The organism is Denitraticella aggregata, from assembly GCF_048158365.1.
Lineage (GTDB): Bacteria > Pseudomonadota > Gammaproteobacteria > Burkholderiales > Rhodocyclaceae > Azoarcus_F.
In genome coordinates, this window is the sequence record NZ_JBLLNL010000003.1 from 166,653 (window position 1) to 190,381 (window position 23,729).

A 23,729-nucleotide genomic window follows, 5' to 3' on the forward strand; every position below is an offset into this window, starting at 1 on the left:
ATGACGCGCCTGCTGCATCCGCGCCGGTCCTGCTCCGTCGAAGTGCTCGTGGTGTTGCTGCGCGCGGCATTGCTGGTGGTCGCCGTCGCGTTTACCGGAGCCGCTGTCGCGCAGATGCACGACGCGCCGACGACCGGTGCGGGTCCGTCCGGTCGGGCGGGTATCCAGACGGGGCGGGAGTCGGCCCCGCCGGTGGCCCCGGGCGAGGTCATCCGGGTCGCCCCGGGCGAGTCGATCCAGCAGGTGATAGACCGCGCCGGACCCGGCGACATCCTCGAGATCGAACGCGGCCGCTATGTCGAGAACCTGCGTATCGACAAGGCGCTGACCCTGCGCGGCATCGACCGTCCGACCATAGACGGTGGCCTGTCCGGTCACACCATTCTGGTGACCGCGGAAGACGTCACGCTCGAGGGCCTGATCGTGACCAACTCGGGCGCGAGCCTGCGCGACCAGAACGCCGGCATCTACCTCCATCCGGGCGCCCACCGCGCGACCGTGCGCGACAGCACGCTGACCTACAACCTGTTCGGCCTCTGGATCGAACGTGCCGACGACGTCATCGTCGAAAACAACGTCATCACCGGCAAGCGCGACATGCGCTCCGCGATGCGCGGCAACGGCATACAGCTCTACAATGCGCAGCGCGCGCGGGTGATCGACAACGAGATCAGCTTCGTGCGCGACGCGCTCTATGTCGACGTCAGCCACGATGCGCTGTTCCGGGGCAACCGGCTGCATCACAGCCGCTACGGCACCCACTACATGAACTCCTACCGCAACATGTGGGAGGACAACGACGTGTGGATGAACCGCGGCGGACTCGCGATCATGGAGGTGCGCTGGCAGCATGTGCGCAACAACCGTGTGTGGGGGAATTCCGACCATGGCATCATGCTGCGCACCATCGTCGACAGCGTGGTCGAGAACAACATCGTCGCGGGCAACCAGCGCGGTTTCTTCATCTACGATGCCGAGTACAACACGCTGCGCGACAACCTGGTCGTCGACAACATCGTCGGCATGCACGTGTGGGCCGGCTCCAAGAACAACGAGGTCGAACTCAACGATCTGATCGCCAACCGCGAACAGGTCCGCTACGTGGCTTCGCGCGACGAATTGTGGGGAATCAAGGAAGGCAACCACTGGAGCAATTATCTTGGCTGGGACCGCAACGGCAACGGCATCGGCGACGTCCCCTACGAGGCCAACGACATGGTCGACCGGCTTTCCTGGCGCCACCCGATGATGAAGCTGCTGCTGGCCAGCCCGGCGGTACAGACGCTGCGACTGGTCGGACAGCAGTTTCCGCTGCTGCGCGCACCGAGCATCGTGGATCCGAATCCACGCATGGAGCCTCAGAATGAGAACTGGAGAGATTGGCTTGGCAAGTATTACCAGACGGCCGGCTGAGACCCCTGGCGAGGCTGTTCCCGGCACCGGAACCGAGGTCGGCGCCGATGCCACGCCGGTGATCGAGGTCCGCGCGGTCAAGAAGCACTACGGCATGGTCCATGCGGTCGATGGCGTCGACCTCGTGGTCGGTCGCGGCGAGGTGTTCGGCCTGATCGGCCACAACGGCGCGGGCAAGAGCACATTGTTCAAGATGATGCTCGGGCTGACCCCCTTGACCGCCGGCGAGATCCGCATCGACGGCGAGAGCATCACCGGCGGGAACTTCCGCGCGGTCCGGCGCAAGGTCGGTTACCTGCCGGAGAACGTGGTGCTGTACGACAACCTGACCGGACTGGAGACGCTGCGATTCTTCGCCCGGCTCAAGCATGCGCCGCTGGCCGAGTGTCCCGAAATCATGGCCCGCGTCGGTCTGACGCATGCCGCCAACCGACGCGTTCGCGAGTATTCAAAAGGCATGCGCCAACGGCTCGGTTTTGCGCAGGCGCTGCTGGGCAAGCCCCGGATCCTGTTCCTGGACGAACCGACCACCGGCCTCGACCCGGAGGCCATCCGCGAGTTCTACGTGATCCTGCGCGGCCTGCGCAACGACGGCGTCACGGTGGTCATCACGTCCCACATCCTCGCCGAGATCCAGGAGCGGGTGGACCGTCTCACCATCATGGCCGCCGGCAAGGTGCAGGCGACCGGAACGGTACAGGCCCTGCGCGAACAGATGGATCTGCCGCTCACCTTCGAGCTACGGCTCGCCGCTGCAGGCAGCGAAACGCTCGCGGCCGCCCTGGCGCACCTGCCGATCGACACGATCACGACCTGCGACGATCACGTGCAGGTGCATTGCCGGCGTGAGCTCAAACTGGCCGTGCTGACCGCACTGATGGGGCTGGGCGACCAGCTGCGCGACCTGCAGGTACGCGAACCCTCGCTCGAAGACGTGTTCTTCGGCTTCTCGGATTGACTGGAGAGATCGGCATGGATATCGGCGCGGTGGCGACGCTCGCGGGCAAGGAGTTCTGGGATCGCATTCGCAACCGGTGGGTGCTCGCTGTCGCGCTGGTGTTCACCATCTTCGCGCTGGTGATCGCGTATTTCGGCAGCGCGCAGCAGGGCACGATCGGCTTCCGGTCGATCGAGTTCACGATCGCCAGCCTGGTCAGCCTGGTCATCTATCTGATTCCGCTGATCGCGCTGGTGCTCGGCTTCGACGCGATCGTCGGCGAGCGCGAACGCGGTTCGCTCGACCTGTTGCTGTCGATGCCGATCACCCGTTTCGAGCTGCTGCTGGGCAAGTACCTCGGCCTCGCCGGCGCGCTCGCCTTTTCGACGCTGATCGGCTTCGGGCTGGTCGCGGCGGTGCTGGGCTCGCAGATGGGCCTGACCGCGCTGCTGCAGTTCGTCGGCTTCATGCTCAGCTCGGTGCTGCTCGGCATGGCCTTTCTGAGCCTCGCGGTGATGCTGTCGGTGTTTGCCGGCGATCGCACCCGCGCGTCCGGCCTGGCGATCGCGGCTTGGTTCTTCTTCGTGCTGATCTTCGACCTGCTGCTGCTCGGCGCGCTCGTCGTCACCGGCGGCAGCTACGGCGGCGAGATTTTCCCCTATCTGCTGCTGCTCAACCCGGCCGGTGTGTTCCGCGTGCTGAACATATTCAGCCTGGAAGACGTCCGGACCATGTATGGACTGGCAACGGTGATGCCGCAGGGACTCGCCGAGACCCGTGTGCTGATCATGGTCATGCTGGCGTGGATCGCCGCGCCGCTCGGCATCGCCGCCTGGAGGTTCCGCAAATGAAAGCCCACTTCACCGTGACGCACAGGATGTTCGCATCGATCGCGCTCGTCGCGCTGCTTCTGACCGGCTGCGGCGACACGCAGACGCCGGACACCGGCACGGTCACGCCGGCCGAGATCACGCGCGACACGGCCAGCGTGATCGACGGCATGCTGCTCGCCGACCACCCCGGCCCCAAGGGGCAGATACATTACTCCGGCCAGACCGGTCCGGATTTCTTCTGCAACACCAAGGACATGATCTACGTCTATCTGGTGCCGGAGCAGCTGCGCAAGGTTCGCGCGATGTTCGTGCAGGACATGGGCAAGACCGACTGGGACGAACCCGAGGGCCACTGGATCGATGCACGGGCCGCCTTCTACGTGGTCGGCTCGAACCGGCGCGGCTCGATGGGCACCACGCTCGCGACCTTCGCCGTTGACGCCGACGCGCGCAGCTTCGCCGAGACCTACGGGGGCGAGGTGAAGCGCTTCGATGAACTCACGCTGGACAGCGTCGTGCCGCCGGACGACGGCCTGGACGCATACAAGAACTGATCATGTGCACCGCACACCGAACCTCGCTGTCGCGGCGCGGCTTCGTCCTCGCCAGCGCCGCTGCAGGCCTGCTGATCGCGTGTGGTCGCAGCGGTGACCGGGTCGCGGCACCCGAGGCGCTCGCATTCGACGACAGCACCGTATGCGTACTGGACGGCCTGCGTCTGGTCGACCATGCGGGCCCGAAGGCCCAGATCTTCTGGAGCGACCGGCCCGATCCGGATTTCCACTGCGATACGGTCGAGATGTTTCACGTGGTCCTCGCCTCCGGCAGGCGCCAGCAGTCGATCCGCGCACTGTATGTGCAGGACATGGGCGAGGCCGACTGGTTCGAACCGCGCGGCCACTGGATCGATGCGAAGAGCGCGCTGTACGTCGAGGGCTCGTCGCGCCTGACGGCGATGGGGAAGACCCTGGTTTCGTTTTCACGCCTGCCCGACGCCGAGGCCTTCGCCGACGCGCATGGAGGCAGGATCCTGCGCTTCGACGACGTGGACGCCGACATGGTGGCTCTCGACGGCGGCGCGCTTCACGACGCGAGCATGTAGCCATGACGAACATCTTCGACAAGCTGGGATACGAGGAAGCCGGGCACCTGGAGCGGCTCACGCGGCTGGCCTATGAACTGCGCGAACATCGCAGGGACATCCTGGCCACGCATGACGTCGACGACGAACCGAGCCTGCTGAAGGGCATCGTCGCCGGCCAGATCCCCGAGCATCCGGGCTACGAGCACTACCTCGCCGCCCGCATTCTGGCCGAGACCCGCGAGCAGGCACGCCAGCTGCTGGCCGACGGGATTGCGGAGGCACAAAGATCATGAGCATTCATTTCACGCTTCAGGAGGCGATCACGGAGAACTTCGCCGAGCGCCTCGCGACCCCACCGCAGATGACGCAGGACGCGATCCTGGTCAGGCTGGAGAACGGCATCGAGCTGACCATCCGCTATGCGGCATCCGATGCGTATTCGTTGCGCTGGACGCACCGGGGCAGCTTCTTCGGCATCGATACCGCACCGCTGCATCGCCACCTGCGGACCTTTCCGAATCACTACCACGACGCCCATGGCAAGCCACATGCGGACCCGATCACCGATCCGGCCGACTCGCCGGAGGACAACGTGTCCCGTCTGATCGTCACGCTGCTCGACGAGCCCACGCTCGGCGCCAAGGAGGACGAGGCGTGATGCCGTCGGTCGGCCGCCTCGTCGGATTGGGCGCGATCTTCGCGATCGCGAGCCTGGTCGCGTGGTGGTGGCCCCACGCCCACGGCGAGTCGCCGGGCGTCGAAGCCCTGTCCGACGTGTGCATCGTCGCGCCGCCGACCCCCTACGACCCGGCCTCCGGCCTCGACATATTCGAACCGCGGCCGGTCCCGGCCGATGCCCGCTGTCCGGTGTGCGGCATGTACCCGTCGCGCTTCCCCGACTGGGCGGGACAGGTCATCTTCAAGGACGGCGCGGCCCAGTTCTTCGACTCGCCGGTCAATCTCCAGCTCTTCCTGCGCAACGTGTCGCGCTACAGCCCCTATCAGGCGAGCGACGTGGCGGTGAGCTTCGTCAACGATATCGCCAGCGGCCAATGGACGCCGGCCAGCGACGCGTTCTATGTGCACGGATCGAGCGCGCTCGGCCCGATGCGCGAAGGTAACCTGCCGACCTTTGCCGATCGCGCAGTCGCCGAGCGCTTCGCCGCCGACCGCGGTGGCGAGGTGCTGACGATGGACGAGATCACCGACGAAATTCTCGGTGCACTGGTGCGCGACGCCCCCCAGCATCACCAGCACCACTGACAAGCCAGTCGTCCGATATCGGGCGGGGAATGCCGGAACGCATGCGGCATCAGTCCGCGCGCCGGGCGATTGCTCTTCGTCTGGCTGAGCGTGGTCAACCTGTTCGTAGTGTCGGTGTGCTGGTCCTTCAAGACCGACCTGTACCGACCGACCCAGAGCAAGCGACTGTTCGGCATGGTCGCGGTCGGTGGCACGCCGGGCTCGCGGTCCTGCACTGCGATGGCGTGGCTGGGCCTGGGGCTGTCCGACCTCGCGCTGTCGATGGTGCCGCTGTCGCTGGCCTGGCTGATGCTCGCGCTGTGGCTGGAGCGCAAGCATCGTGCGTTGCATAAGGGAGCGGCCGACTTCGCGGCAGGAAGGCGGATCGCCATCCGTCGATTTCGTGAGATCATCGCGATGCGATCCGGCGCCGGCTCGGCAGACCGAGGCACCGGACATCACACACCACGACTTGGGAACACGAATGAAGACCTGCAACAAGCTGACGCTGGAAGACGTCAGGACCATCGCCGCCGCCTCCGAGACCTTCGCGGCCGAGAAGGGCTGGAAGGTCACGATCTCGATCTGCGACGCGGGCGGTCACCTGCTGTGGCTGCAGCGCATGGACGACGCGCCGCTGATGAGCGCGCAGGTCGCACCGCAGAAGGCATACACCTGCGTCATGACGCGCAAGCCGAGCAAGGCGATGGAGGACATGGTCAACAACGGTCGCTTCGCCGCGCTCGACATGCCGGTCCTGCCGATCGAGGGGGGCGAGCTGATCGTGGTCGATGGCGACATCGTCGGCGCGGTCGGCGTGTCCGGGGTCAAGGCGAGCGAGGACGCCGAGATCGCGCGGGCCGGCATTGCGGCGGTCGGCGCAACCACCGCACTCTGAGGCGCGCACGACGATACGATGACGCGGGCCGCGATCACATGAAATCGATCGCAGCCCGCATCACCCGAAATTCACGGAGATCTTCATGCGACGCACACGCCAGGCCCGCATTCTCGCCACGCTCGGTCCATCGAGTTCGGACACCGCGCGGATCCGTGCGCTGCACGCGGCCGGCGCGGATGTCTTCCGGCTCAACTTCAGCCATGGCAGCCACCAGGATCATGCCGAGCGCTACCGGCAGATCCGCGAGATCGAGCACGACACCGGCAGGCCGATCGGCATCCTGATGGACCTCCAGGGTCCGAAGCTGCGGGTCGGCCGCTTTGCCGACGGCCCCGTCCAGCTCCGGCCGGGCGCTCGTTTCCGGCTCGATCTCGACCCGACCCCGGGCAGTGGCAGCCGTGCACCGCTCCTCCATCCGGAGATCTTCGCCGCGCTGCATGCAGGCACCGATCTGCTGCTCGACGACGGCAAGATCCGGCTGCGGGTGGAGCGCTGCGGTCCGGACCATGCCGACACCACCGTGCTGGTCGGCGGCACGCTGTCCGATCGCAAGGGCGTGAATGTGCCCGGCGTGATCCTGCCGATCTCGCCGCTGACCGACAAGGATTTGCGCGACCTCGAATTCGGCCTCGAACTCGGCGTCGACTGGGTCGCCCTGTCCTTCGTGCAGCGCCCGGAGGATATCGTGGAGGCGCGCAGGCTGATCGGCGATCGCGCGTGGATCATGGCCAAGCTGGAGAAGCCGTCCGCGATCGAGCATCTGGACGCGATCGTCGCAGAAGCCGACGGCGTGATGGTTGCGCGCGGGGATCTGGGCGTCGAACTGCCACCGCAGCAGGTACCGGTGCTGCAGCGTCGCATCGTGCGCGCGTGCCGGCACGCCGGCAAGCCGGTGGTGGTCGCGACCCAGATGCTCGAGTCGATGATCAACGCGCCGATTCCGACCCGCGCCGAGGCGTCCGATGTCGCGACCGCCATCTACGACGGCGCGGACGCGGTCATGCTGTCGGCCGAGTCGGCATCCGGCCAGTACCCGCTGGAGGCGGTGAGCATCATGGACCGGATCATCGGCGAGGTCGAAAGCGACCCGACCTGGCGGCGTGCGCTGGAGGGCACGCATACCGCGCCCGAACCGAACACGCCGGACGCGATCTGCGCGGCGCTGCGCCAGGTGTCCGCCCTGCTCGCGCCGGTCGCGACCGTGGCCTACACCGCATCAGGCTTCTCCACGCTACGGGCCTCGCGCGAGCGCCCGCCGGCGCCGATCCTGGGCCTCACGCCGCACCTGCGCACCGCACGCCGGCTCGCGCTGGTGTGGGGCGTTCATCCGGTGCCGTTCGAGGAGGTGCATGACGTGAAGGAGATGATCGAGCATGCCGCACGCGCCGCGGTCGAAGGCGGATTCGCGCGGCCCGGCGACCAGATCGTCGTGATCGCAGGCATCCCGTTCGGCCACAGCGGCACGACGAATCTGCTGCACATCGCGCGCGTACCGGAATGAGTACGCACCGGGCCGGCCCGGTCGAACAGCCGGATGACGAATCACCGGTTAAACTTGTCGAGCGTGCCCAGACGCGGCACGGGAGTGAATGAATGCAGGATTTCGAAACCCAGATACAGGCCTTTGGCGAACGGATCGAACGGGAACTGCAGGAGGGACACCTGAACTTCCCGACCGCCCTCGACGTGTCGATGCGCATCCGGCGCCTGGCCGACGACCCGGACTCGTCGCTAGACGACATCGCGAAGGTGGTCAAGGCCGAACCGGTACTCAGCGCCAAGGCGGTCAGGCTGGCCAACGCGGTGATGATGAATCCGTACGGCCGCAAGATCACCAGCGTCGGCGACGCGGTGCAGCGCATCGGTCTCGCGTCGCTGCGCTGCCTCGCGTTCGCGGTGTCGGCCGAACAGCTTGCGCAGGATCACCGCTCGCCGAACATGCGCCTGGTCGCATCCGGCCTGTGGATGCATTCGATCGATGTCGCCTGCTGGGCCCATACGATTGCGCGCGAAACCCGCGCAGCACAGCCCGACACCGCGATGTTCGCCGGCATGATGATCGACATCGGCCAGTTCTTTCTGCTCGCGCGTGCAAACGAATACCCGGCCATGGAGCGCAACCTGGACCGCTTCGCCGAGTTCGTGAACACCTGGAACGAACCGGTCGGCCGCGCGATCCTCGAGATCTTCGACCTGCCCGAGGCGGTGCTCGACGCCTATCAGTACGAAAACCCGTACGGCGGCTCATGGCCTCCGGCCGGCCTAGCAGACGTGGTCTTCATCGCGTCGCTGGCCGCCGAGGCCCCGAATCCGTTCGACAACCTGCTCGGCATCCGACGGCCCGCACTGCGCGACCTTACCGCGCCCGGTTTCGACAAGGACAAGATCGACGCACTGCTGAGCGCCGCCAATGCCGGTCGTGCCGGCCTGCTGGCGGCGGTCTGCGGCTGACCCGTGCGCGGTGCCCGAGCGCATGCCCGCGGCGCAACCGGGTCGCGCGAAACCGTGATCGTGCCGCTGTGAGACCGGCAGCGACACCGACACCTGCCGCGCACCCGGAGCCTGTCGCAGCGCCGTACTGGCGCACCGAGACGACAGGCTCGACCCGATCGCCATTCGATTGCCGGATCGACAGGATTCTTCGGCTGGTGCTGGTGACGGCGCTGCTGGCGCTGCTCGGGGCCTGCAGCCGTGACAATCCCGATGTCGAATCGCTGCTCGGCCCCGGCCCGCCGGTGGAGCAACGCACGGCCGCGCGGCACATGGTCTCGGCAGCCCATCCGCTGGCGGTGGAGATCGGGCTGGACACGCTGCGGCGCGGGGGCCATGCGGTCGATGCGGCGGTCGCGGTGCAGATGGCGCTCGGTTTCCTGGAGGCACCGGAGACCGGCATCGGCGGCGGCGGATTCCTGCTGCTGCGCGACGCCTCGACTGGGGAACTGCAATTCTTCGATGGCCGCGAGACCGCGCCGGCCGCGGCCACGCCGGACCGGTTCACGCTGTTCGGCAGGCCGCTGCCGCTGTGGGCTACGGTGCCGTCGGGCCGAGCGGTCGGCGTGCCCGGCCTGGTCGCGATGCTGGGCGAAGCCCATGCGGCCCATGGCCGGTTGCCCTGGTCGGAACTGCTGCAGCCGACGATCGCACTGGCGCGCGCAGGCGTCGACATGCCGGCACGCCTGCAGCGCCAGGTCGCCGAGGACCCCTCGCTGTGGCTGTTCGGGGACATGCGTCGTTATTTCGTCGCGCAGGCCCGCGCCGAGCCGCCACGGCTGCGCAACCCGGCCCTGGCCGATACGCTCGCGGCGCTGGCCGAGCAGGGTCCCGCGCATCTGTATCACGGGGACATCGCCGAAGCGATCGTCGCGCGCGCGGCCGGCCGCTGGCCATGGCCGGGCGATCTCGGCCGCGACGACCTCGCCGATTACCGCGCCCAGCTGCGCGATCCGATATGCAGTCCATATCGTCGGTGGATCGTGTGCGGCGCCCCGCCCCCTTCTTCAGGCGGCATCGCGCTGGCGCAGATTCTGGGCGTACTGGAGCATTTTCCGATGGCCGACTACGGCCCGGACTCGGCCATCGGCATTCATCTGATCGCCGAGGCGAGCCGGCTCGCCTTCGCCGACCGTGAGCGCCATGTCGGCGACCCGGACCACATCGACGTGCCGGTGACCGGACTCGCCGATCGCGACTACCTGCGCGCCCGCGCGGCGCTGATAGACCCGAACAAGGCCATGAGCCGTGCGCTGCCGGGCGAACCCGGCCAGGCTGCGGTGATCCGCGAGGCCGGTCACGCGATGCAGGCCGAGCGCGGCGGCACGTCGCACTTCAGCGTGGTCGATGCGCAGGGCAACATGGTTGCGCTCACCAGCTCGATCGAGGCGCCCTTCGGCGCCCGCATGATGACTGACGGCTTTCTGCTGAACAACCAGCTCACCGACTTCAGCTTTTCCGCCGAACGGCACCGACACCCGCATCCGAATGCGGTCGGTCCGGGCAAGCGCCCACGCAGTTCGATGTCTCCGGTGATCGTGCTCGAACGCGACGGCACGCCCAGACTGGTGCTCGGTTCGCGCGGCGGCAGCCGCATCATCGGCCATGTCGCTCGCACCTTGATCGCGATGCTGGACTGGGACATGGATATCCAGCACGCGATCGCGCTGCCCAATTTCGTACACCGTGGGGACCGACTGGAGCTGGAGCGCGGCAGCCCGATCGTGCGGCATCGCCGGGCGCTCGAGGCGCTCGGACACGAGGTCGCCGAGGTCCGCATGACCAGCGGCCTGCACGGCATCGAGCGTATCGCCGAGGGCTGGCGCGGTGGCGCCGACCCCCGGCAGGACGGCGTCGCGCGCGGCGACTAGTAGGGGTCAGGCCTAGCTTCGTAGCATCATCCGCTGCCTTTCGCAGGCAAGGCCCGGCGTCCGGTCCGAGCGACCGCGACGGAGAGAGTGGGGCACAGCGGATCACCGATGCGTGATGAACCCATGCAAGGTGACGCTGGAGTTGTTCCAGCGCTTCTCGGCTCGCTTCGACCCGGCGTTGGACCAATTGAGTGGCAACGTGATCTCGGTAATAGCGCACCTCACTGTGACGGTCGAACCGTGCCTGTGGCGGAAGGGTCAGAGGCTTCAATCGGTCTCTCCATGCGCGATCGCAACGAGTTCGTATTCATCCGACTCGTCCCAGGGCACTGCGGCGCCAGAGGCCAGACCATCCGCAATCAACCCGCGGAGACGCTCCCTCACCTGCTCCGCCTGATCCTTGCGAATCAGCTCCCTCAGGTACTCGCTGGTGTTACCGTACTGACCGGAGGCCACCCGCGCATCGACATAAGCGCGCATGCTTTCGGGGAGAGCGAAGTTCAAGGTATTGCGCCTCACGGTGACCCTCCTGGGTGACCCATCGCGTATTGACAACGGTTGACAACCTCAATATCGCATAGAGGCGGCAGGCCCAGCTGCGTCGCATCAGCTGCGCCCCTTCGCACGCAGCGCCCGGCGCACGGCCCGACCGACGGTTGTGAAATGGACGCCAAAGTATCGCGCAATCTCGGCGTAGCTGTATTCGCCCGTAGCGTGGGCCGCGACCATTGCGGCGTCCCGGTCGGCGTGCGCTTGCGCGATCCGTTCCAGCGTCGGCGGCGGAGCACGGCGCTGCACCTTCGGGATATCGAAGTCTTCTTTCATCTCCCCCATCCGCGCTAGCGTTAGCTTGATGAAGGACTCATCGCCGAGAAAGATGGATCGCGCAACCTGCTGGCTCAGCCCGCCCGCTCCCACGTCCATGGCGTCGTCCACAAAACGGATGAACGCCGCCCTCGCCTCGCACCGTGACGGGCCGTAGACGGAGAGCAGCGTATCGGTCGTCAGCCACGGCGGCGGATCGGTCATCCCTACTGTCGCCCGGTAACTGCTCCAGGGGTAATCGGCCGCCGAAGCCACGATGCGCGCGCGCACCGGATTCAACACGATGTATCGCGCGAGTTCGAGAAGGTAGTTGTCGCCGTCGACCAGAATCGCCTTGTACCGACCCTGAAAGACATGTCCGCTTCGCCGATGGCGACGGTTGGTTACCTGGGTGAACACACCATTGAGGTGCCGCATGCCCTTGGAAAGATTCCCGTCAGGCGTCGCGACCATGAGATGGTAATGGTTGTCCATCAGGCAGTAAGCGTGACACTGCCAGTTGAAACGCGAAACCACGTCACCAAGCGTGTCGAGAAAGATAGTCCGATCCCCATCGTCCCAAAAGATGTCTTCACGCCTGTCGCCTCTCGACATCACATGATACAGCGCCCCGGGAAACTCGATTCGCAACGGCCTGGCCATGCATATAGCATACCGCCAAGGCAAGTATATGTCATGATTGATCGCGCACCGGAAAATGGCCACAAACGAGACGGCGGTGCAGTTCGTAAAGACCCTCCGGGCGGGAAATGCTACGAAGCTAGACCTGACCCCAAAGCCCCTTCCGGGCGGGAAATGCTACGAAGCTAGACCTGACCCCAAAGCCCCCCAAAGCCCGTAAACGCAAAAACGGGCGCCGAAGCGCCCGTTGGTCGTTCAAATCGTCAGCAGACGATCAGAACCGGTGGTTGACACCCAGACCGAACAGGTTCTGGCTTTTACCCGTTTTCTCACCAAAACCAGCGCTGGTGTCGTCGTCGTTGCTGACGTAGTTGTAGGCAGCGTACAGCGTGGTGCGCGCGGACAGGCCGTGGGTGTAGGCCAGGGCGAAGCTCTTCGCCTTGCCCTCGCGGTAGTCAGGATCGGTCACGAGCTTGCCGTTGCCGTCCTGATCGCTCTCGCCGTAGCCGACATGCACCTTGCCGGCTGCGCCGACCGGGACGATCGCACCGACGTACCACAGATCGGCGTCGTTGCCCTTTACGTTACCCAGATCGCTACCGTCCTGATAGCTGGCGACGAACTTCGCGAAACCGAAGTCATAGCTACCACCGACAAACCATTCGTCGCTGGTCTTGGTGGAGGGCGTAACACCGGCGTTACCCTGGATGCTGTGGTAGGTGACGCCGACCGCGAGCGGGCCGTTCTTGTAGGTGAGGCCCAGGCCGTAGGCGTCGTCATCGCTCGGATCGAGTAGTTTGTTCGGGGGTGTCGCATCGTCGAACGTCGTCTGCTCGACACCACGTGCCGACCAGATACCACGGACGGTCAGGCCCGAGAACGAACCCGTATAGGTCACGGCGCTGTCCCAGCGAGCCGGCGAGGCGGCGAGGATCGACAGGCCAGCGGCACCGGCCAGTGTGGGATGCGGATCGAAGAGGTTCGCGCTGTTGACGGCGTTGAAGTCAACACCGGCCCAGTAACCCGGGGCGTACTGACGACCCAGCGCAACGGTACCCCAATCACCGGACAGGCCGACCAGCTGCTGACGAGCCCTGAGGCCGCCCGTCCCGATACCCTGGTTCTCATCGATGTTCAGACCGTACTCGAGCACGAACACCGCCTTGAGGCCGTTGCCGAGGTCTTCGGTGCCACGGAAGCCGATACGGCTACCGGCCAGAATGCCACTGACGACACCGGTGAAGTCTTCGCTACCCTGCGAACCCGCGGCGACTGCGGCATCGACGACACCGTAGACGGTGACGTTGGACTGGGCCATCGCGACTGGTGCGGCGACCATGCCGGCGATCGCCAGAGCAATCAGTTTCTTTTGCATGTGTTTCTCCTCTAGTTGAAGTTGAAACCGACTGGCGCCGGTCCGACTTACCTCTCGATTGAGAAGTTGAAGCCATTGTCCGAATGCGCGCCAGCCCATGCAAGTGCGGCAGAGGAAAAACGGCACAATTGACCGGCTCCTGTTGCGTGCATGCAACACGGTCGCCGTGAAAGCCGGGAGCGCTTGGCACCCGAGCGTGCACCGGCTTGACCGGCCTCGGGGGAACCTGCTGCGGATTTAGCACTCTCATGCGCAGAGTGCTAAAATAGCGCGCAAGGAGGGATCAAGCATATGAATCAAGCCCTGTCGCTGCCGACGCCGAGCGCGGTCGGCAGCATCGACCAGTACATCCAGACGGTCAACCGCATTCCGCTGCTGACCGAGCGGGAAGAACAAACGCTGGCCACCCGTCTGCAGCAGGACGGCGACGTGGGTGCCGCGCGGCAACTGGTGATGTCGCATCTGCGCCTGGTGGTCGCGATCGCACGCGGTTATCTGGGCTACGGCCTGCCGCATGCGGACCTGATCCAGGAAGGCAACATCGGTCTGATGAAGGCGGTCAAGCGCTTCGACCCGACGCGCGGCGTGCGGCTGGTGTCGTTCGCGATCCACTGGATCAAGGCGGAGATCCACGAGTACATCATCCGCAACTGGCGGCTGGTCAAGATCGCTACGACCAAGGCGCAGCGCAAGCTGTTCTTCAACCTGCGCAGCATGAAGACCACCACCGGCACGCTGAAGCATGACGAGGTGCAGGCGGTTGCCGAGCAACTCGGTGTCAAGACCGAGGAAGTGGTCGAGATGGAGACCCGCCTGACCGGTCGCGACATGCCGCTGGAAGGCGGCAACGACGACGAGGACGAGCGCTTCGCGCCGATCGCGTACCTGCCCGACCCGAACGCCGAACCGTCGGTGGTACTGGAACAGGCCGAGAACGCCCGCCTTCAGGAGCAAGGCCTGCATGACGCGCTGGCGAGCCTCGACGAGCGCAGCCGCGCGATCGTCAGCCGCCGCTGGCTGACCGAAGGCGACAGCGCGACGCTGCACGAACTCGCGGCCGAATACGGCGTGTCGGCCGAACGGATCCGCCAGATCGAGGCCAAGGCGATGCAGAAGATGCGGGGTCTGCTGGCCGCCTGATCGCCGCAGCCGCGCGTGTAACACCCGAGGCCATCTCCGGATGGCCTTTGCTTTTTGCTACTTGCCCGCGAGCAACTGCTTCACGTCCGCCGCGATGGTGTCGGCCGACTCCCCATGCCTCACGTACAGGCGCAACCGCCCCTGCGGGTCGAAGACGTAGGTGCCGGCGGAGTGGTCTATCGTGTAGTTCATGCCGCTGGTATCACCGCTCTTGCGGTAGAAGATGCGGAATTCCTTCGCGACCTCGGCGATCTGCTCGGGCGTACCGACCAGGCCCAGAAAGCGCGAATCGAAGGCCGGCACGTAACTGGCGAGCAGTTCCAGCGTGTCGCGTTCCGGGTCGACGGTGACGAACAGCACCTGCAGGCGGTCGGCGTCCGGTCCGAGCGCGGCCATGACCTCGCTCATAGTCATCATGCTGGTCGGGCACACGTCCGGACACTGCGTGAAGCCGAAGAACAGCGTGACCACCTTGCCCTTGAAGTCGGCCAGGGTGCGCGGCTCGCCGTGATGATCGGTGAGCGCGAGCGAGCGACCGTAATCGGCGCCGGTGATGTCGGTGCTCCGGAAGGTCGGGGCGGCGGGGTCGGAACAGGCTGCGACCGCGAGCAGGATTACGAACGCGGCCGCGAGAGAGGGAAATCGCATTAAACCATCTTGTGAGAGTCAGAACCTGAGGTAATGATCGGTCAAGAGGGCGGCGAAGAGCAAGAACAAATACAGGATAGAGAAGCGGAAGGTCTTGCGTGCCAGCGCATCGCTGTAATCGACATACAGACGCCACGCATGGTGCAGGAAGGTCGCACCGAGCGCGACCGCCGCCGCCAGATAGAGCCAGCCGCTCATGCGGGTCGCGAACGGCAGCAGCGTGACCGCGAACAGGATGCAGGTGTAGAGCAGCACCGACAGCCGGGTGTACTCGGACCCATGCGTGACCGGCAGCATCGGCAGGCCGGCGCGCGCATAGTCCTCGGTGCGATACAGCGCCAGCGCCCAGAAGTGCGGCGGCGTCCAGGCGAAGATGATCAGGAACAGCAGCAGCGCATCCGCGCTGACCTCGCCGGTGACCGCCGCCCAGCCGAGCACCGGCGGCATCGCACCGGACGCACCGCCGATCACGATGTTCTGCGGCGTGCGCGGCTTCAGCAGCACGGTGTAGACGATCGCATAGCCGACGAAGGTGGCCAGCGTCAGCCACATCGTCAGCGGGTTGACCAGTTGATGCAGGATCACGAGGCCGGTGCCGCCGAGCGCGGCCGCGAAGCCCAGTGTCTCGACCGGCTTGAGCTCGCCGCGCGGCAGCGGCCGGCCGCGGGTGCGGGCCATGTGAGCATCGATGCTGCTTTCGATCAGGCAGTTCATCGCGGCCGCCGCGCCGGCCACGAACGCGATGCCGACCGTGGCCGCCAGCACCACCGCCGGGTCGGGCAAGCCCCCCGACACGGCCAGGAACATACCGATGATCGCGCAGAACACGATCAGCGTATTGACCCTGGGCTTGGTCAGCACATAGAACGCGCGCAGCCGCCGGCCGGCGGCTGCGCGATCAAGCGTAAGAGTTCTTGTGTTCTGCGCGCTCATCGTCTCTCCTGACGGCCGTGACCGGGCGCGGCGCCCCGTTCAGCCGATATGTAATACACACCATCACCAGCAGCAGCAGCGCGGCGCCGGCATTGTGGGCCACCGCCAGCCACAGCGGCAGGCTGAACACCACGTTCGCGACCCCGATCAGCACCTGCAGCACCACCGCCGCCAGCAGGGCCAGGCCGATGCGCTGCGTGGCCTGGCGGCGCGACAGCAGCCACGCGAGACCGAACAGCGCCGAACCGGCCAACACCGCGCCGATGCGGTGCATCCAGTGGATCGCGGTCAGGGCCTCGAGCGACAGCAGCTCGCCTTCGGGCGTCATGCCGAGCTCGCGCACCACGTGAAACGCGTTCGCGTAGTCGACGTCCGGCCACCAGCTGCCATGGCAGGTCGGGAAATCGGTACATGCGAGCGCCGCATAATTGGTGCTGACCCAACCACCCAGCGTGATCTGCGCGACCAGTAGTATGAAGGCCAGCCAGGACAGAACCTGCACCAGCGGGGCGACCTCGACCCGGTGCACGCGGTACGCGCGCAGCGCCAGCACCGCGAGCATGCCCAGCACGGTCATGCCGCCGAGCAGGTGCGCGGTGACGATGGCGGGCTTGAGCAGCAGCGTCACCGTCCACATGCCGAGCAGCCCCTGGAAGACCACCACGCCCACCAGCGCGGTCGCGACCATCGGTGCGCTGCCCTGCTCGGCCCGACGACGCCACGCGAGCACCGCGATCGCGATGATCAGCAGGCCCAGCGTGGAGGCCAGATAGCGGTGGATCATCTCCTTCCAGGCCTTGGGCATGCTGACCGGACCATGCGGGTCTGCGCCATGGGCCTCGCGAATGTACTGCACCGCATGCGCAGGCGTCAGTTTTCCGTAGCAACCCGGCCAGTCCGGGCAACCCAGACCGGCATCGGCGAGGCGCACATAGGCGCCGAACACGACCACCAGGGTGGTCAGTATCAAGGCCAGCACGACGAGGCGACGATATGTGTTCATGACTCAACCCAGTCCGGAATATTTGAGCAGGCGCTGCAAATCCTTGATCACGAGCTTGATGTCCGCCTGCTCGGGGAACCGCATCATCACGTTACCGAGCGGATCGACCAGATAGACGAACACCCCCTGTTCGGCGCCCGGAAGCAGCGCGAGCCAGCCGGCGTCGGCATGCGCGACGCGCAGCTCGGCATGGGCATCGAGCAACGCGGGCGCAGGCGTGCCGCCGTCGGTGACCAGCCACAACCGCGACACGCGATCCATCTCCTTGCCCTGCGCAAGACGGGTCTGACGCGTCGCATACAGGGCCTGCTGGCACGCGTCGCCGCAGGCGGCCGGTCCCGCATAGACCAGGGTCCAGTGGCCGCTCATCGATCCGCGATCGACCGCTGGCAGACCCGCCGGCACCGACAGCGTCGCGTCGGGCAGCGGCCTGGGCGACATCAACTCGCCGTAATTCACGCTGTCCTGGGGTTTCCAGACATAGAACGCGAGATAAGATGCGATCACCGGCAGGGTGCACACCACGATGATCGCGGTGAGGGTGATCTTTGCGCTACGCTGCATCGGACCTGACACTCCTGTAGACATAGAAACCGGTCAGTGCGAGCGCAATGCCGGCGAACGAATACCACTGCAATGCATAGCCACGATGGCGATCCATGCCGGCGTCCGGGCGGGGCCAGTCGCGCACCAGGCCGTCATCCGACGACGAGGTCTGCTGCACGATCCAGTCCCTGACGGCGAGACCCGACCAGTCGCGGTAGCGCGCGACATCGATGTACTGCCACAGCGCGCCCTGCCCCGCCTCGGTCGCCAGTGTGAACGGCGCGGACTCCGGCTCGCGAACCTGTCCGATCACGGTGGTCGGCCCGAGCGCGGTCGGCACCGGTGGCAGCGTCGCACGATCCGGCCCGGCGAAGACCCAGCCCCGATTGACCAGCACCCACCCCTGCGCATTCGCGAGCTGCAGGGGGGTCAGCACATGATAGCCGGCCCGGCCGTCATACACCCGGTTGTCGAGGTAGATCGTGCCTTCCGCGCGCCAGTTGCCGGTCAAGGACACGTTCTGCCATTCGGCCGGCACCCCGAGGGTGTCCACCGGCACCGGCTCGGCCCTGAGCCCCGCGTCGATCCGCGCCTGAATATCCTGCTTTTCGGCGGCCCGTTGCATCTGCCAGTTGCCCAGCAGCGTCGTGCCCACGATCACGATCAGGCCGGCCAGCACCGGGACCGGGTGCAGTCGCGTCACAGTCATGCCGCTACGACCGCCGCGGCACCACCTTGCCGAAAACACGGCTGGACACGCGTCAGCCCCGCGCATTCCGGGCACTTTCGCGCGACAATGGACACCAAGAAAGCTCGTACCCACACCAAGCTCCAACCCCTGCAAAAGACCAGGAGACGCGCCATGCGCATCATCGTGATTCTGTTCATCTTCCTGATTCTGGCGAGCCTCGGCTCGGCGCTGCTGTTCCTGATCCGCGACAAGGGCACCGGCACCCGCACGCTGCACGCACTGGCGCTACGGGTGGGGCTGTCGATCGGCCTGTTCCTGATCCTCATGCTGGGTTTCGCGACCGGAATGATCACCGGCAAGTTATAAGCCGCTCACAGCCAATACACGACCACGAACAGGATCAGCCACACGACATCGACGAAGTGCCAGTACCAGGCCGTCGCCTCGAACGCGAAGTGATTGTCCGGCCGAAAATGGCCCTTGTGGATGCGCACGTACATCACGGTCAGCATGATCGCGCCGATCGTGACGTGCAAGCCGTGGAACCCGGTGAGGAGGTAGAAGGTCGAGCCGTAGATCCCTGAATCCAGGCGCAAATTCAGGTCGGAATAGGCATGGACGTATTCGTAGGCCTGGAAGCTCAGGAAGACCACGCCGAGCAGGATGGTCAGCAGCAAGCCCTTCTTCAGCGTCGCGCGATCGTTCTTCAGCAGCGCGTGATGCGCCCAGGTCAGCGTCGCGCCGGAGGTCAGCAGCAGCAGGGTGTTGAAGGCCGGGATGCCCCAGGCGCCCATCGGCGTGAACGCTTCGTAGACCAGCGGCCCCGCAGTCGGCCAGGTCGAATCAGTGAATTGCGGCCACAGCAGTTCGAAGTTCTCGCCGGTCGCGAGCCAGGGCACGCTGAACACGCGCGCATAGAACAGCGCACCGAAGAAGGCGGCGAAGAACATCACTTCCGAAAAGATGAACCAGCCCATGGACCAGCGGAAGGATCGGTCGACCTGCTTGCCGTACTGGCCGCTTTCGGACTCCTTCACCACCTGACCGAACCAGCCGAACATCATGTAGATCAACAGCGCGACGCCCAGGAAGAACACCAGCGGCCCCGGACCCACACCATTGAGCCACATCACCGCACCGGTGCCGAAAAGCAGCAACGCGATGGAGCCGAAGATCGGGTAGGTCGAAGGCTCGGGTACGAAGTATTTGTCCAGCGCGTGACTCATTGATTGACCCCCTTATTGTGATACCGAGATGACGAAGCGCACCAGTGCGACGATCGCCAGAACGAACAGGACACCCCCCAGTACGCCTGCGACGACGATTGCACGCGGGTCGAGCGAGGTCGCGTCGCTGATGTAGCCGCTGCGTTTGCGGATGCCCAGGAAGCCCCACAGCACCGCGCGAATCGTAGCCCAGAACCCGGCACGCCTCACCGTTTGCACCGACGCGTCCGTGTCCATGGCCTTCCTGTCCCCGGCCATCAGGATTCGTTGGCGGGCGCGGCCACCACCGACGCGCGGCGACCGGCGATCTCGAAGAACGTGTAGGACAGCGTGATCGTCGTCACATCCGCCGGCAGCGCCGGATCGAGCACGAAAGCGACCGGCATCGTGCGGCGCTCGCCCGGCGCCAGCGTCTGCTGCGTGAAACAGAAGCAGTCCATCTTCATGAAGTGCCGCCCCGCGACCTGTGGGCCGTAACTCGGCACGGCCTGTCCGGTGATCGGCTCCGCACGCGTGTTCGTGACCTCGTACGCGATCGTGGTCAGTTCCCCCGGATGCACGCGCACCGCGGTCTGCAGCGGACGGAAGGTCCACGGCAGATCGTGGTGGATGTTGGCATCGAACTGCACCGTGATCGTGCGTGACAGGTCGACCTGGGTGTTGACGACCTGGCTCGGCTGCAGGATGTTGTTGATGCCGGTCACCTCGCAGATCTTCTCGTAGAACGGCACCAGCAGAAAGCCGAAGCCGAACATCGCGACCGCGCCGAGCGCCAGGCGCTGCAACACCCTGCGATTCTCCCGTTCAAGCCTGTTCGTACGCTCGCCGCTCATAGCCCGCTCTCCGCGCTCATGCGCCCAACATCTTGTGCTTGATCACCACCAGCATGAAGAACCCGAACGCGACCGCCGCGAGCAGCAGGCCGGTGCGGACGTTCTTGGCCCGGCGCGGGTCCGGCCCGGGTGTGCGCCCGGCCGACGGCCCGCCCGCGCCGCCCTGCCCGGCATCGTGCTTCATCTGCGGCGTCGCGAGGTGCGTACTCACGCGGCTCACCTGAGCACCGGCGCTTCTTCGAAGGTGTGGTGCGGCGCCGGCGACGGCACCGTCCACTCCAGTCCTTCGGCGGCTTCCCAGGAACGGGCCGCGGCCTTCTCGCCGGAACCGCGCGCGGCCTTGATGACCACCCACAGGAAGATCAGCTGCGACAGCCCGAAGCCGAATGCGCCGATCGACGCGATCATGTTGAAGTCCGCGAACTGCAACGCGTAGTCCGGCACCCGACGCGGCATGCCGGCCAGGCCGAGGAAGTGCATCGGGAAGAAGGTGATGTTGAAGAAGATCAGCGACGACCAGAAGTGGATCTTGCCGACCGTTTCGTCCGGCATGCGGCCGGTCCATTTCGGCAACCAGTAGTAGGCACCGGCAAACAGCGCGAACAGGCTGCCGGCGACCAGCACATAGTGGAAATGCGCCACCACGTAGTAGGTGTCGTGGATCTGGATGTCGATCGGCGCGATCGCGCAGATCAGGCCGGTGAAGCCACCCATCGTGAACACGAAGATGAAGCCGGTCGCCCACAGCATCGGCGTCTCGAATGTCATCGAGCCACGCCACATCGTCGCGATCCAGTTGAACACCTTCACGCCGGTCGGTACCGCGATCAGCAGCGTCGCGTACATGAAGAACAGCTGACCGGCGGTGGGCATGCCGGTGGTGAACATGTGGTGCGCCCATACCACGAAGGACAGGATCGCGATCGACGAGGTCGCATACACCATGGACGCGTAGCCGAACAGCGGCTTGCGAGCGAAGGTCGGGATGATCTGGCTCACGATGCCGAAAGCCGGCAGGATCATGATATAGACCTCGGGATGCCCGAAGAACCAGAAGATGTGCTGGTAGAGCACCGGATCGCCGCCGCCGGCGGCGTTGAAGAAGCTGGTGCCGAAGTGGCGATCGGTCAGCAGCATCGTGACCGCACCGGCCAGCACCGGCATCACCGCGATCAGCAGGTAGGCAGTGATCAGCCAGGTCCAGCAGAACAGCGGCATCTTCATCATCGTCATGCCGGGCGCGCGCATGTTGAGCACGGTCACCACGATGTTGATCGCGCCCATGATCGAACTGATGCCCATGATATGGACCGCGAAGATCGCCATGTCCATGCCCATGCCCATCTGGATCGACAGCGGCGGGTACAGCGTCCAGCCGGCGGCGGTCGCGCCGCCCGGCACGAAGAAGGAGCCGATCAGCAGGATCGCCGCGGGCGGCAGCAGCCAGAAGCTCCAGTTGTTCATCCGCGCGAAGGCCATGTCGCTCGCGCCGATCATCAGCGGGATCTGCCAGTTCGCGAAGCCGACGAAGGCCGGCATGATCGCGCCGAACACCATGACCAGCCCGTGCAGCGTGGTGAGCTGGTTGAACAACTCGGGTTCGACCACCTGCAGGCCGGGCTGGAACAGTTCGGCCCGGATCGTCAGCGCCATCACACCTCCGGAGAGGAACATGATGAAACTGAAGATCAGGTACATCGTGCCGATGTCCTTGTGGTTGGTGGTGGTGATCCAACGCATCAACCCGGTCGGGCCGTGATGATGATCATGCAACTGATCAGGGGTTACCGCCGCCATGCTGCCTCCTTCGCTGACCGGTCGGGCGCGCCCTTCCGGATGGTGATTGCATTGTTTCAAGGCTTGCGGGCATGGGCTGAACGCCCGCTGCCCGCAGCATCATTCTCGTCGTGCAGGGGAGGCGATCAACCGCCTCGCGCGCCCGCGACCTCGTCCGGCATGACCGCGTCGCCGATCGCGTTGCCCCAGCCGTTGCGCAGGTAGGTGGTCACCGCCGCGATGTCCGCGTCGGACAGCTGAGCGCCGAACGGGGCCATCGCAGTCCCCTCCCTGCCCTTGAGCACGACAGCGAGCAAGTCGTCATGCGGTCCCTGAACCAGTGCCGAGCCGTCCAGCGCCGGGAAGGCTGGCGGGATGCCGGTACCCGCCGGCTGGTGACAGGCCGCGCAGTTGGCTGCATAGACTTCGGCGCCACGCGCGATGAGGTCGTCGCGCGACCATTCACGGTCGTCGGCCACGGTCTTCGCGAGGCTGGCGACCTTGATCCCTTCGGCCCAGGCGCTGTAATGGGTCGGCGACACCACATGCACTTCGATCGGCATGAACGCATGGTCCTTGCCGCACAGTTCGGCGCAGACGCCGCGGTAGATGCCTTCCTTGTCGGCACGGAACCAGGTGTCGCGGATGAAGCCCGGAATGGCATCCTGCTTGACGCCGAAGGCCGGCACCCACCACGAATGGATCACGTCGTTGGCGGTGATCAGCATGCGGACCTTGGTGCCGACCGGCACGACCAGCGGATTGTCCACCTCGAGCAGATAGTGGTCGCCTTTGTCCTCACGCCCCTGGATCTGGGCCAGCGGCGTCGCGAGATTGGACACGAAGCGGATGCCCTCGCCTTCGCCCTGCAGATAATCGTAACCCCACTTCCACTGGTAGCCGGTGGCCTTGATCGTGATCTCGGGATCCGTGGTGTCGCGCATGTCGATGATCGTCTTGGTCGCCGGCCAGGCCATGCCCACCAGGATGAAGACCGGAATGATGGTCCACACGACCTCGATCGTGGTGTTCTCGTGGAAATTGGCAGCGACCGCACCGCGCGACTTGCGATGCTTGAAGACCGACCAGAACATCACTCCGAATACGACGATGAAGATCACCAGACAGATGAACAGCATCAACGTGTGCAGGTCGTAGATCTGTTCGGCCACGCTGGTCACTGGCGGCTGAAAATTATAGCGACTCTGCGCCAACACGCCCTGCGATACAGTCAGCAATGCGGCTGAAGCTGTCAGACGCCCGGAAAGACTCATGTCTCAACCCCCATGTGGTCCATTGTTGCAAGTCACGAAAAACCGATCTGTCGCGCATTCACGTCGT

General features: G+C 65.6%; 28 protein-coding genes. 14 read left to right on the plus strand and 14 right to left on the minus strand.

What is annotated here, in order from left to right; genetic code table 11:
- The 12 genes from ACKVEX_RS05725 to ggt all read left to right on the plus strand — a co-directional run bounded on the left by ACKVEX_RS05725 (window position 1) and on the right by ggt (window position 10,771).
- Entirely contained in the window at window positions 1–1,413 is a 1,413-nt protein-coding gene (locus ACKVEX_RS05725) for a nitrous oxide reductase family maturation protein NosD (RefSeq protein WP_473214738.1), read from the plus strand.
- Window positions 1,414–1,507: 94 nt separating this feature from the next.
- Complete coding sequence (locus ACKVEX_RS05730; protein WP_473214882.1) at window positions 1,508–2,371, plus strand: ABC transporter ATP-binding protein; 864 nt, start codon at window positions 1,508–1,510, stop codon at window positions 2,369–2,371.
- Window positions 2,372–2,385: 14 nt separating this feature from the next.
- Entirely contained in the window at window positions 2,386–3,201 is an 816-nt protein-coding gene (locus ACKVEX_RS05735) for an ABC transporter permease (RefSeq protein WP_473214739.1), read from the plus strand.
- Window positions 3,198–3,737 (plus strand): nitrous oxide reductase accessory protein NosL, encoded by a 540-nt coding sequence (locus ACKVEX_RS05740; protein ID WP_473214740.1) that lies wholly within the window; start codon window positions 3,198–3,200, stop codon window positions 3,735–3,737. The genes ACKVEX_RS05735 and ACKVEX_RS05740 overlap by 4 nt, the downstream gene beginning before the upstream one ends.
- Before the next feature lie 2 nt (window positions 3,738–3,739).
- Window positions 3,740–4,285 (plus strand): nitrous oxide reductase accessory protein NosL, encoded by a 546-nt coding sequence (locus ACKVEX_RS05745; RefSeq protein WP_473214741.1) that lies wholly within the window; start codon window positions 3,740–3,742, stop codon window positions 4,283–4,285.
- Between the two features lie 2 nt (window positions 4,286–4,287).
- Window positions 4,288–4,560, plus strand: a complete 273-nt coding sequence (locus ACKVEX_RS05750) for a hypothetical protein (RefSeq protein WP_473214742.1) — start codon at window positions 4,288–4,290, stop codon at window positions 4,558–4,560.
- Window positions 4,557–4,925, plus strand: coding sequence for a toxin-antitoxin system TumE family protein (locus ACKVEX_RS05755; protein ID WP_473214743.1), 369 nt, complete (start codon window positions 4,557–4,559; stop codon window positions 4,923–4,925). The genes ACKVEX_RS05750 and ACKVEX_RS05755 overlap by 4 nt, the downstream gene beginning before the upstream one ends.
- Entirely contained in the window at window positions 4,925–5,530 is a 606-nt protein-coding gene (locus ACKVEX_RS05760) for a nitrous oxide reductase accessory protein NosL (protein ID WP_473214883.1), read from the plus strand. Before ACKVEX_RS05755 ends, ACKVEX_RS05760 begins: the two co-directional genes overlap by 1 nt.
- A 463-nt stretch (window positions 5,531–5,993) precedes the next feature.
- The gene (locus ACKVEX_RS05765; protein ID WP_473214744.1) at window positions 5,994–6,407 is read left to right on the plus strand and encodes a GlcG/HbpS family heme-binding protein; all 414 of its coding nucleotides are present in this window, start codon (window positions 5,994–5,996) and stop codon (window positions 6,405–6,407) included.
- An 85-nt stretch (window positions 6,408–6,492) separates the two neighbouring features.
- Window positions 6,493–7,911 carry a pyruvate kinase gene (gene pyk, locus ACKVEX_RS05770; protein WP_473214745.1) on the plus strand — a complete coding sequence of 473 codons (1,419 nt, stop codon included), beginning with the start codon at window positions 6,493–6,495 and terminating at the stop codon, window positions 7,909–7,911.
- Window positions 7,912–8,003: 92 nt separating this feature from the next.
- Window positions 8,004–8,861 (plus strand): HDOD domain-containing protein, encoded by an 858-nt coding sequence (locus ACKVEX_RS05775; RefSeq protein ID WP_473214746.1) that lies wholly within the window; start codon window positions 8,004–8,006, stop codon window positions 8,859–8,861.
- A gap of 197 nt (window positions 8,862–9,058) precedes the next feature.
- Window positions 9,059–10,771 carry a gamma-glutamyltransferase gene (gene ggt, locus ACKVEX_RS05780; RefSeq protein ID WP_473214747.1) on the plus strand — a complete coding sequence of 571 codons (1,713 nt, stop codon included), beginning with the start codon at window positions 9,059–9,061 and terminating at the stop codon, window positions 10,769–10,771.
- Window positions 10,772–11,038: 267 nt separating this feature from the next.
- Here ggt and ACKVEX_RS05785 read toward each other — a convergent pair whose 3' ends face one another.
- The 3 genes from ACKVEX_RS05785 to ACKVEX_RS05795 form a co-directional block, all read right to left on the minus strand.
- Window positions 11,039–11,290 carry a type II toxin-antitoxin system ParD family antitoxin gene (locus ACKVEX_RS05785; RefSeq protein WP_473214748.1) on the minus strand — a complete coding sequence of 84 codons (252 nt, stop codon included), beginning with the start codon at window positions 11,288–11,290 and terminating at the stop codon, window positions 11,039–11,041.
- 87 nt (window positions 11,291–11,377) lie between these two features.
- A complete protein-coding gene (locus ACKVEX_RS05790; protein WP_473214749.1) occupies window positions 11,378–12,238 on the minus strand; it encodes an REP-associated tyrosine transposase in 861 nt (286 codons plus the stop codon).
- Between the two features lie 253 nt (window positions 12,239–12,491).
- A complete protein-coding gene (locus tag ACKVEX_RS05795; RefSeq protein ID WP_473214750.1) occupies window positions 12,492–13,592 on the minus strand; it encodes a porin in 1,101 nt (366 codons plus the stop codon).
- 291 nt (window positions 13,593–13,883) lie between these two features.
- Here ACKVEX_RS05795 and rpoH point away from each other — a divergent pair, with 291 nt between their 5' ends.
- Complete coding sequence (gene rpoH, locus ACKVEX_RS05800; RefSeq protein WP_473214751.1) at window positions 13,884–14,732, plus strand: RNA polymerase sigma factor RpoH; 849 nt, start codon at window positions 13,884–13,886, stop codon at window positions 14,730–14,732.
- Between the two features lie 57 nt (window positions 14,733–14,789).
- Here the strand turns inward: rpoH and ACKVEX_RS05805 are convergent, their stop codons facing one another.
- The 5 genes from ACKVEX_RS05805 to ACKVEX_RS05825 are packed head-to-tail and all read right to left on the minus strand — an operon-like array spanning window position 14,790 to window position 18,571.
- A complete protein-coding gene (locus ACKVEX_RS05805; RefSeq protein ID WP_473214752.1) occupies window positions 14,790–15,380 on the minus strand; it encodes an SCO family protein in 591 nt (196 codons plus the stop codon).
- An 18-nt stretch (window positions 15,381–15,398) separates the two neighbouring features.
- Window positions 15,399–16,313 (minus strand): heme o synthase, encoded by a 915-nt coding sequence (gene cyoE, locus ACKVEX_RS05810; RefSeq protein ID WP_473214753.1) that lies wholly within the window; start codon window positions 16,311–16,313, stop codon window positions 15,399–15,401.
- Window positions 16,279–17,316: a COX15/CtaA family protein gene (locus tag ACKVEX_RS05815; RefSeq protein ID WP_473214754.1), complete on the minus strand. Its 1,038-nt coding sequence runs from the start codon at window positions 17,314–17,316 to the stop codon at window positions 16,279–16,281. Before ACKVEX_RS05815 ends, cyoE begins: the two co-directional genes overlap by 35 nt.
- A 3-nt stretch (window positions 17,317–17,319) precedes the next feature.
- Complete coding sequence (locus ACKVEX_RS05820) at window positions 17,320–17,880, minus strand: SCO family protein (RefSeq protein WP_473214755.1); 561 nt, start codon at window positions 17,878–17,880, stop codon at window positions 17,320–17,322.
- On the minus strand, window positions 17,870–18,571 hold the full coding sequence (locus ACKVEX_RS05825) for an SURF1 family protein (RefSeq protein WP_473214756.1): 702 nt from the start codon (window positions 18,569–18,571) through the stop codon (window positions 17,870–17,872). Before ACKVEX_RS05825 ends, ACKVEX_RS05820 begins: the two co-directional genes overlap by 11 nt.
- 153 nt (window positions 18,572–18,724) lie before the next feature.
- Here ACKVEX_RS05825 and ACKVEX_RS05830 point away from each other — a divergent pair, with 153 nt between their 5' ends.
- Window positions 18,725–18,919, plus strand: a complete 195-nt coding sequence (locus tag ACKVEX_RS05830; RefSeq protein ID WP_473214757.1) for a twin transmembrane helix small protein — start codon at window positions 18,725–18,727, stop codon at window positions 18,917–18,919.
- A 5-nt stretch (window positions 18,920–18,924) separates the two neighbouring features.
- Here ACKVEX_RS05830 and ACKVEX_RS05835 read toward each other — a convergent pair whose 3' ends face one another.
- The 6 genes from ACKVEX_RS05835 to coxB all read right to left on the minus strand — a co-directional run bounded on the left by ACKVEX_RS05835 (window position 18,925) and on the right by coxB (window position 23,662).
- Window positions 18,925–19,779 (minus strand): cytochrome c oxidase subunit 3, encoded by an 855-nt coding sequence (locus ACKVEX_RS05835; RefSeq protein WP_473214758.1) that lies wholly within the window; start codon window positions 19,777–19,779, stop codon window positions 18,925–18,927.
- Between the two features lie 12 nt (window positions 19,780–19,791).
- Window positions 19,792–20,037: a DUF2970 domain-containing protein gene (locus tag ACKVEX_RS05840; RefSeq protein WP_473214759.1), complete on the minus strand. Its 246-nt coding sequence runs from the start codon at window positions 20,035–20,037 to the stop codon at window positions 19,792–19,794.
- A complete protein-coding gene (locus ACKVEX_RS05845; RefSeq protein WP_473214760.1) occupies window positions 20,037–20,612 on the minus strand; it encodes a cytochrome c oxidase assembly protein in 576 nt (191 codons plus the stop codon). The genes ACKVEX_RS05840 and ACKVEX_RS05845 overlap by 1 nt, the downstream gene beginning before the upstream one ends.
- Before the next feature lie 16 nt (window positions 20,613–20,628).
- Complete coding sequence (locus tag ACKVEX_RS05850; RefSeq protein ID WP_473214761.1) at window positions 20,629–20,823, minus strand: cytochrome oxidase small assembly protein; 195 nt, start codon at window positions 20,821–20,823, stop codon at window positions 20,629–20,631.
- 5 nt (window positions 20,824–20,828) lie between these two features.
- Window positions 20,829–22,409 carry a cytochrome c oxidase subunit I gene (gene ctaD, locus ACKVEX_RS05855; RefSeq protein ID WP_473214762.1) on the minus strand — a complete coding sequence of 527 codons (1,581 nt, stop codon included), beginning with the start codon at window positions 22,407–22,409 and terminating at the stop codon, window positions 20,829–20,831.
- Between the two features lie 125 nt (window positions 22,410–22,534).
- Complete coding sequence (gene coxB, locus ACKVEX_RS05860) at window positions 22,535–23,662, minus strand: cytochrome c oxidase subunit II (protein ID WP_473214763.1); 1,128 nt, start codon at window positions 23,660–23,662, stop codon at window positions 22,535–22,537.
- Window positions 23,663–23,729: the final 67 nt, after the last annotated feature.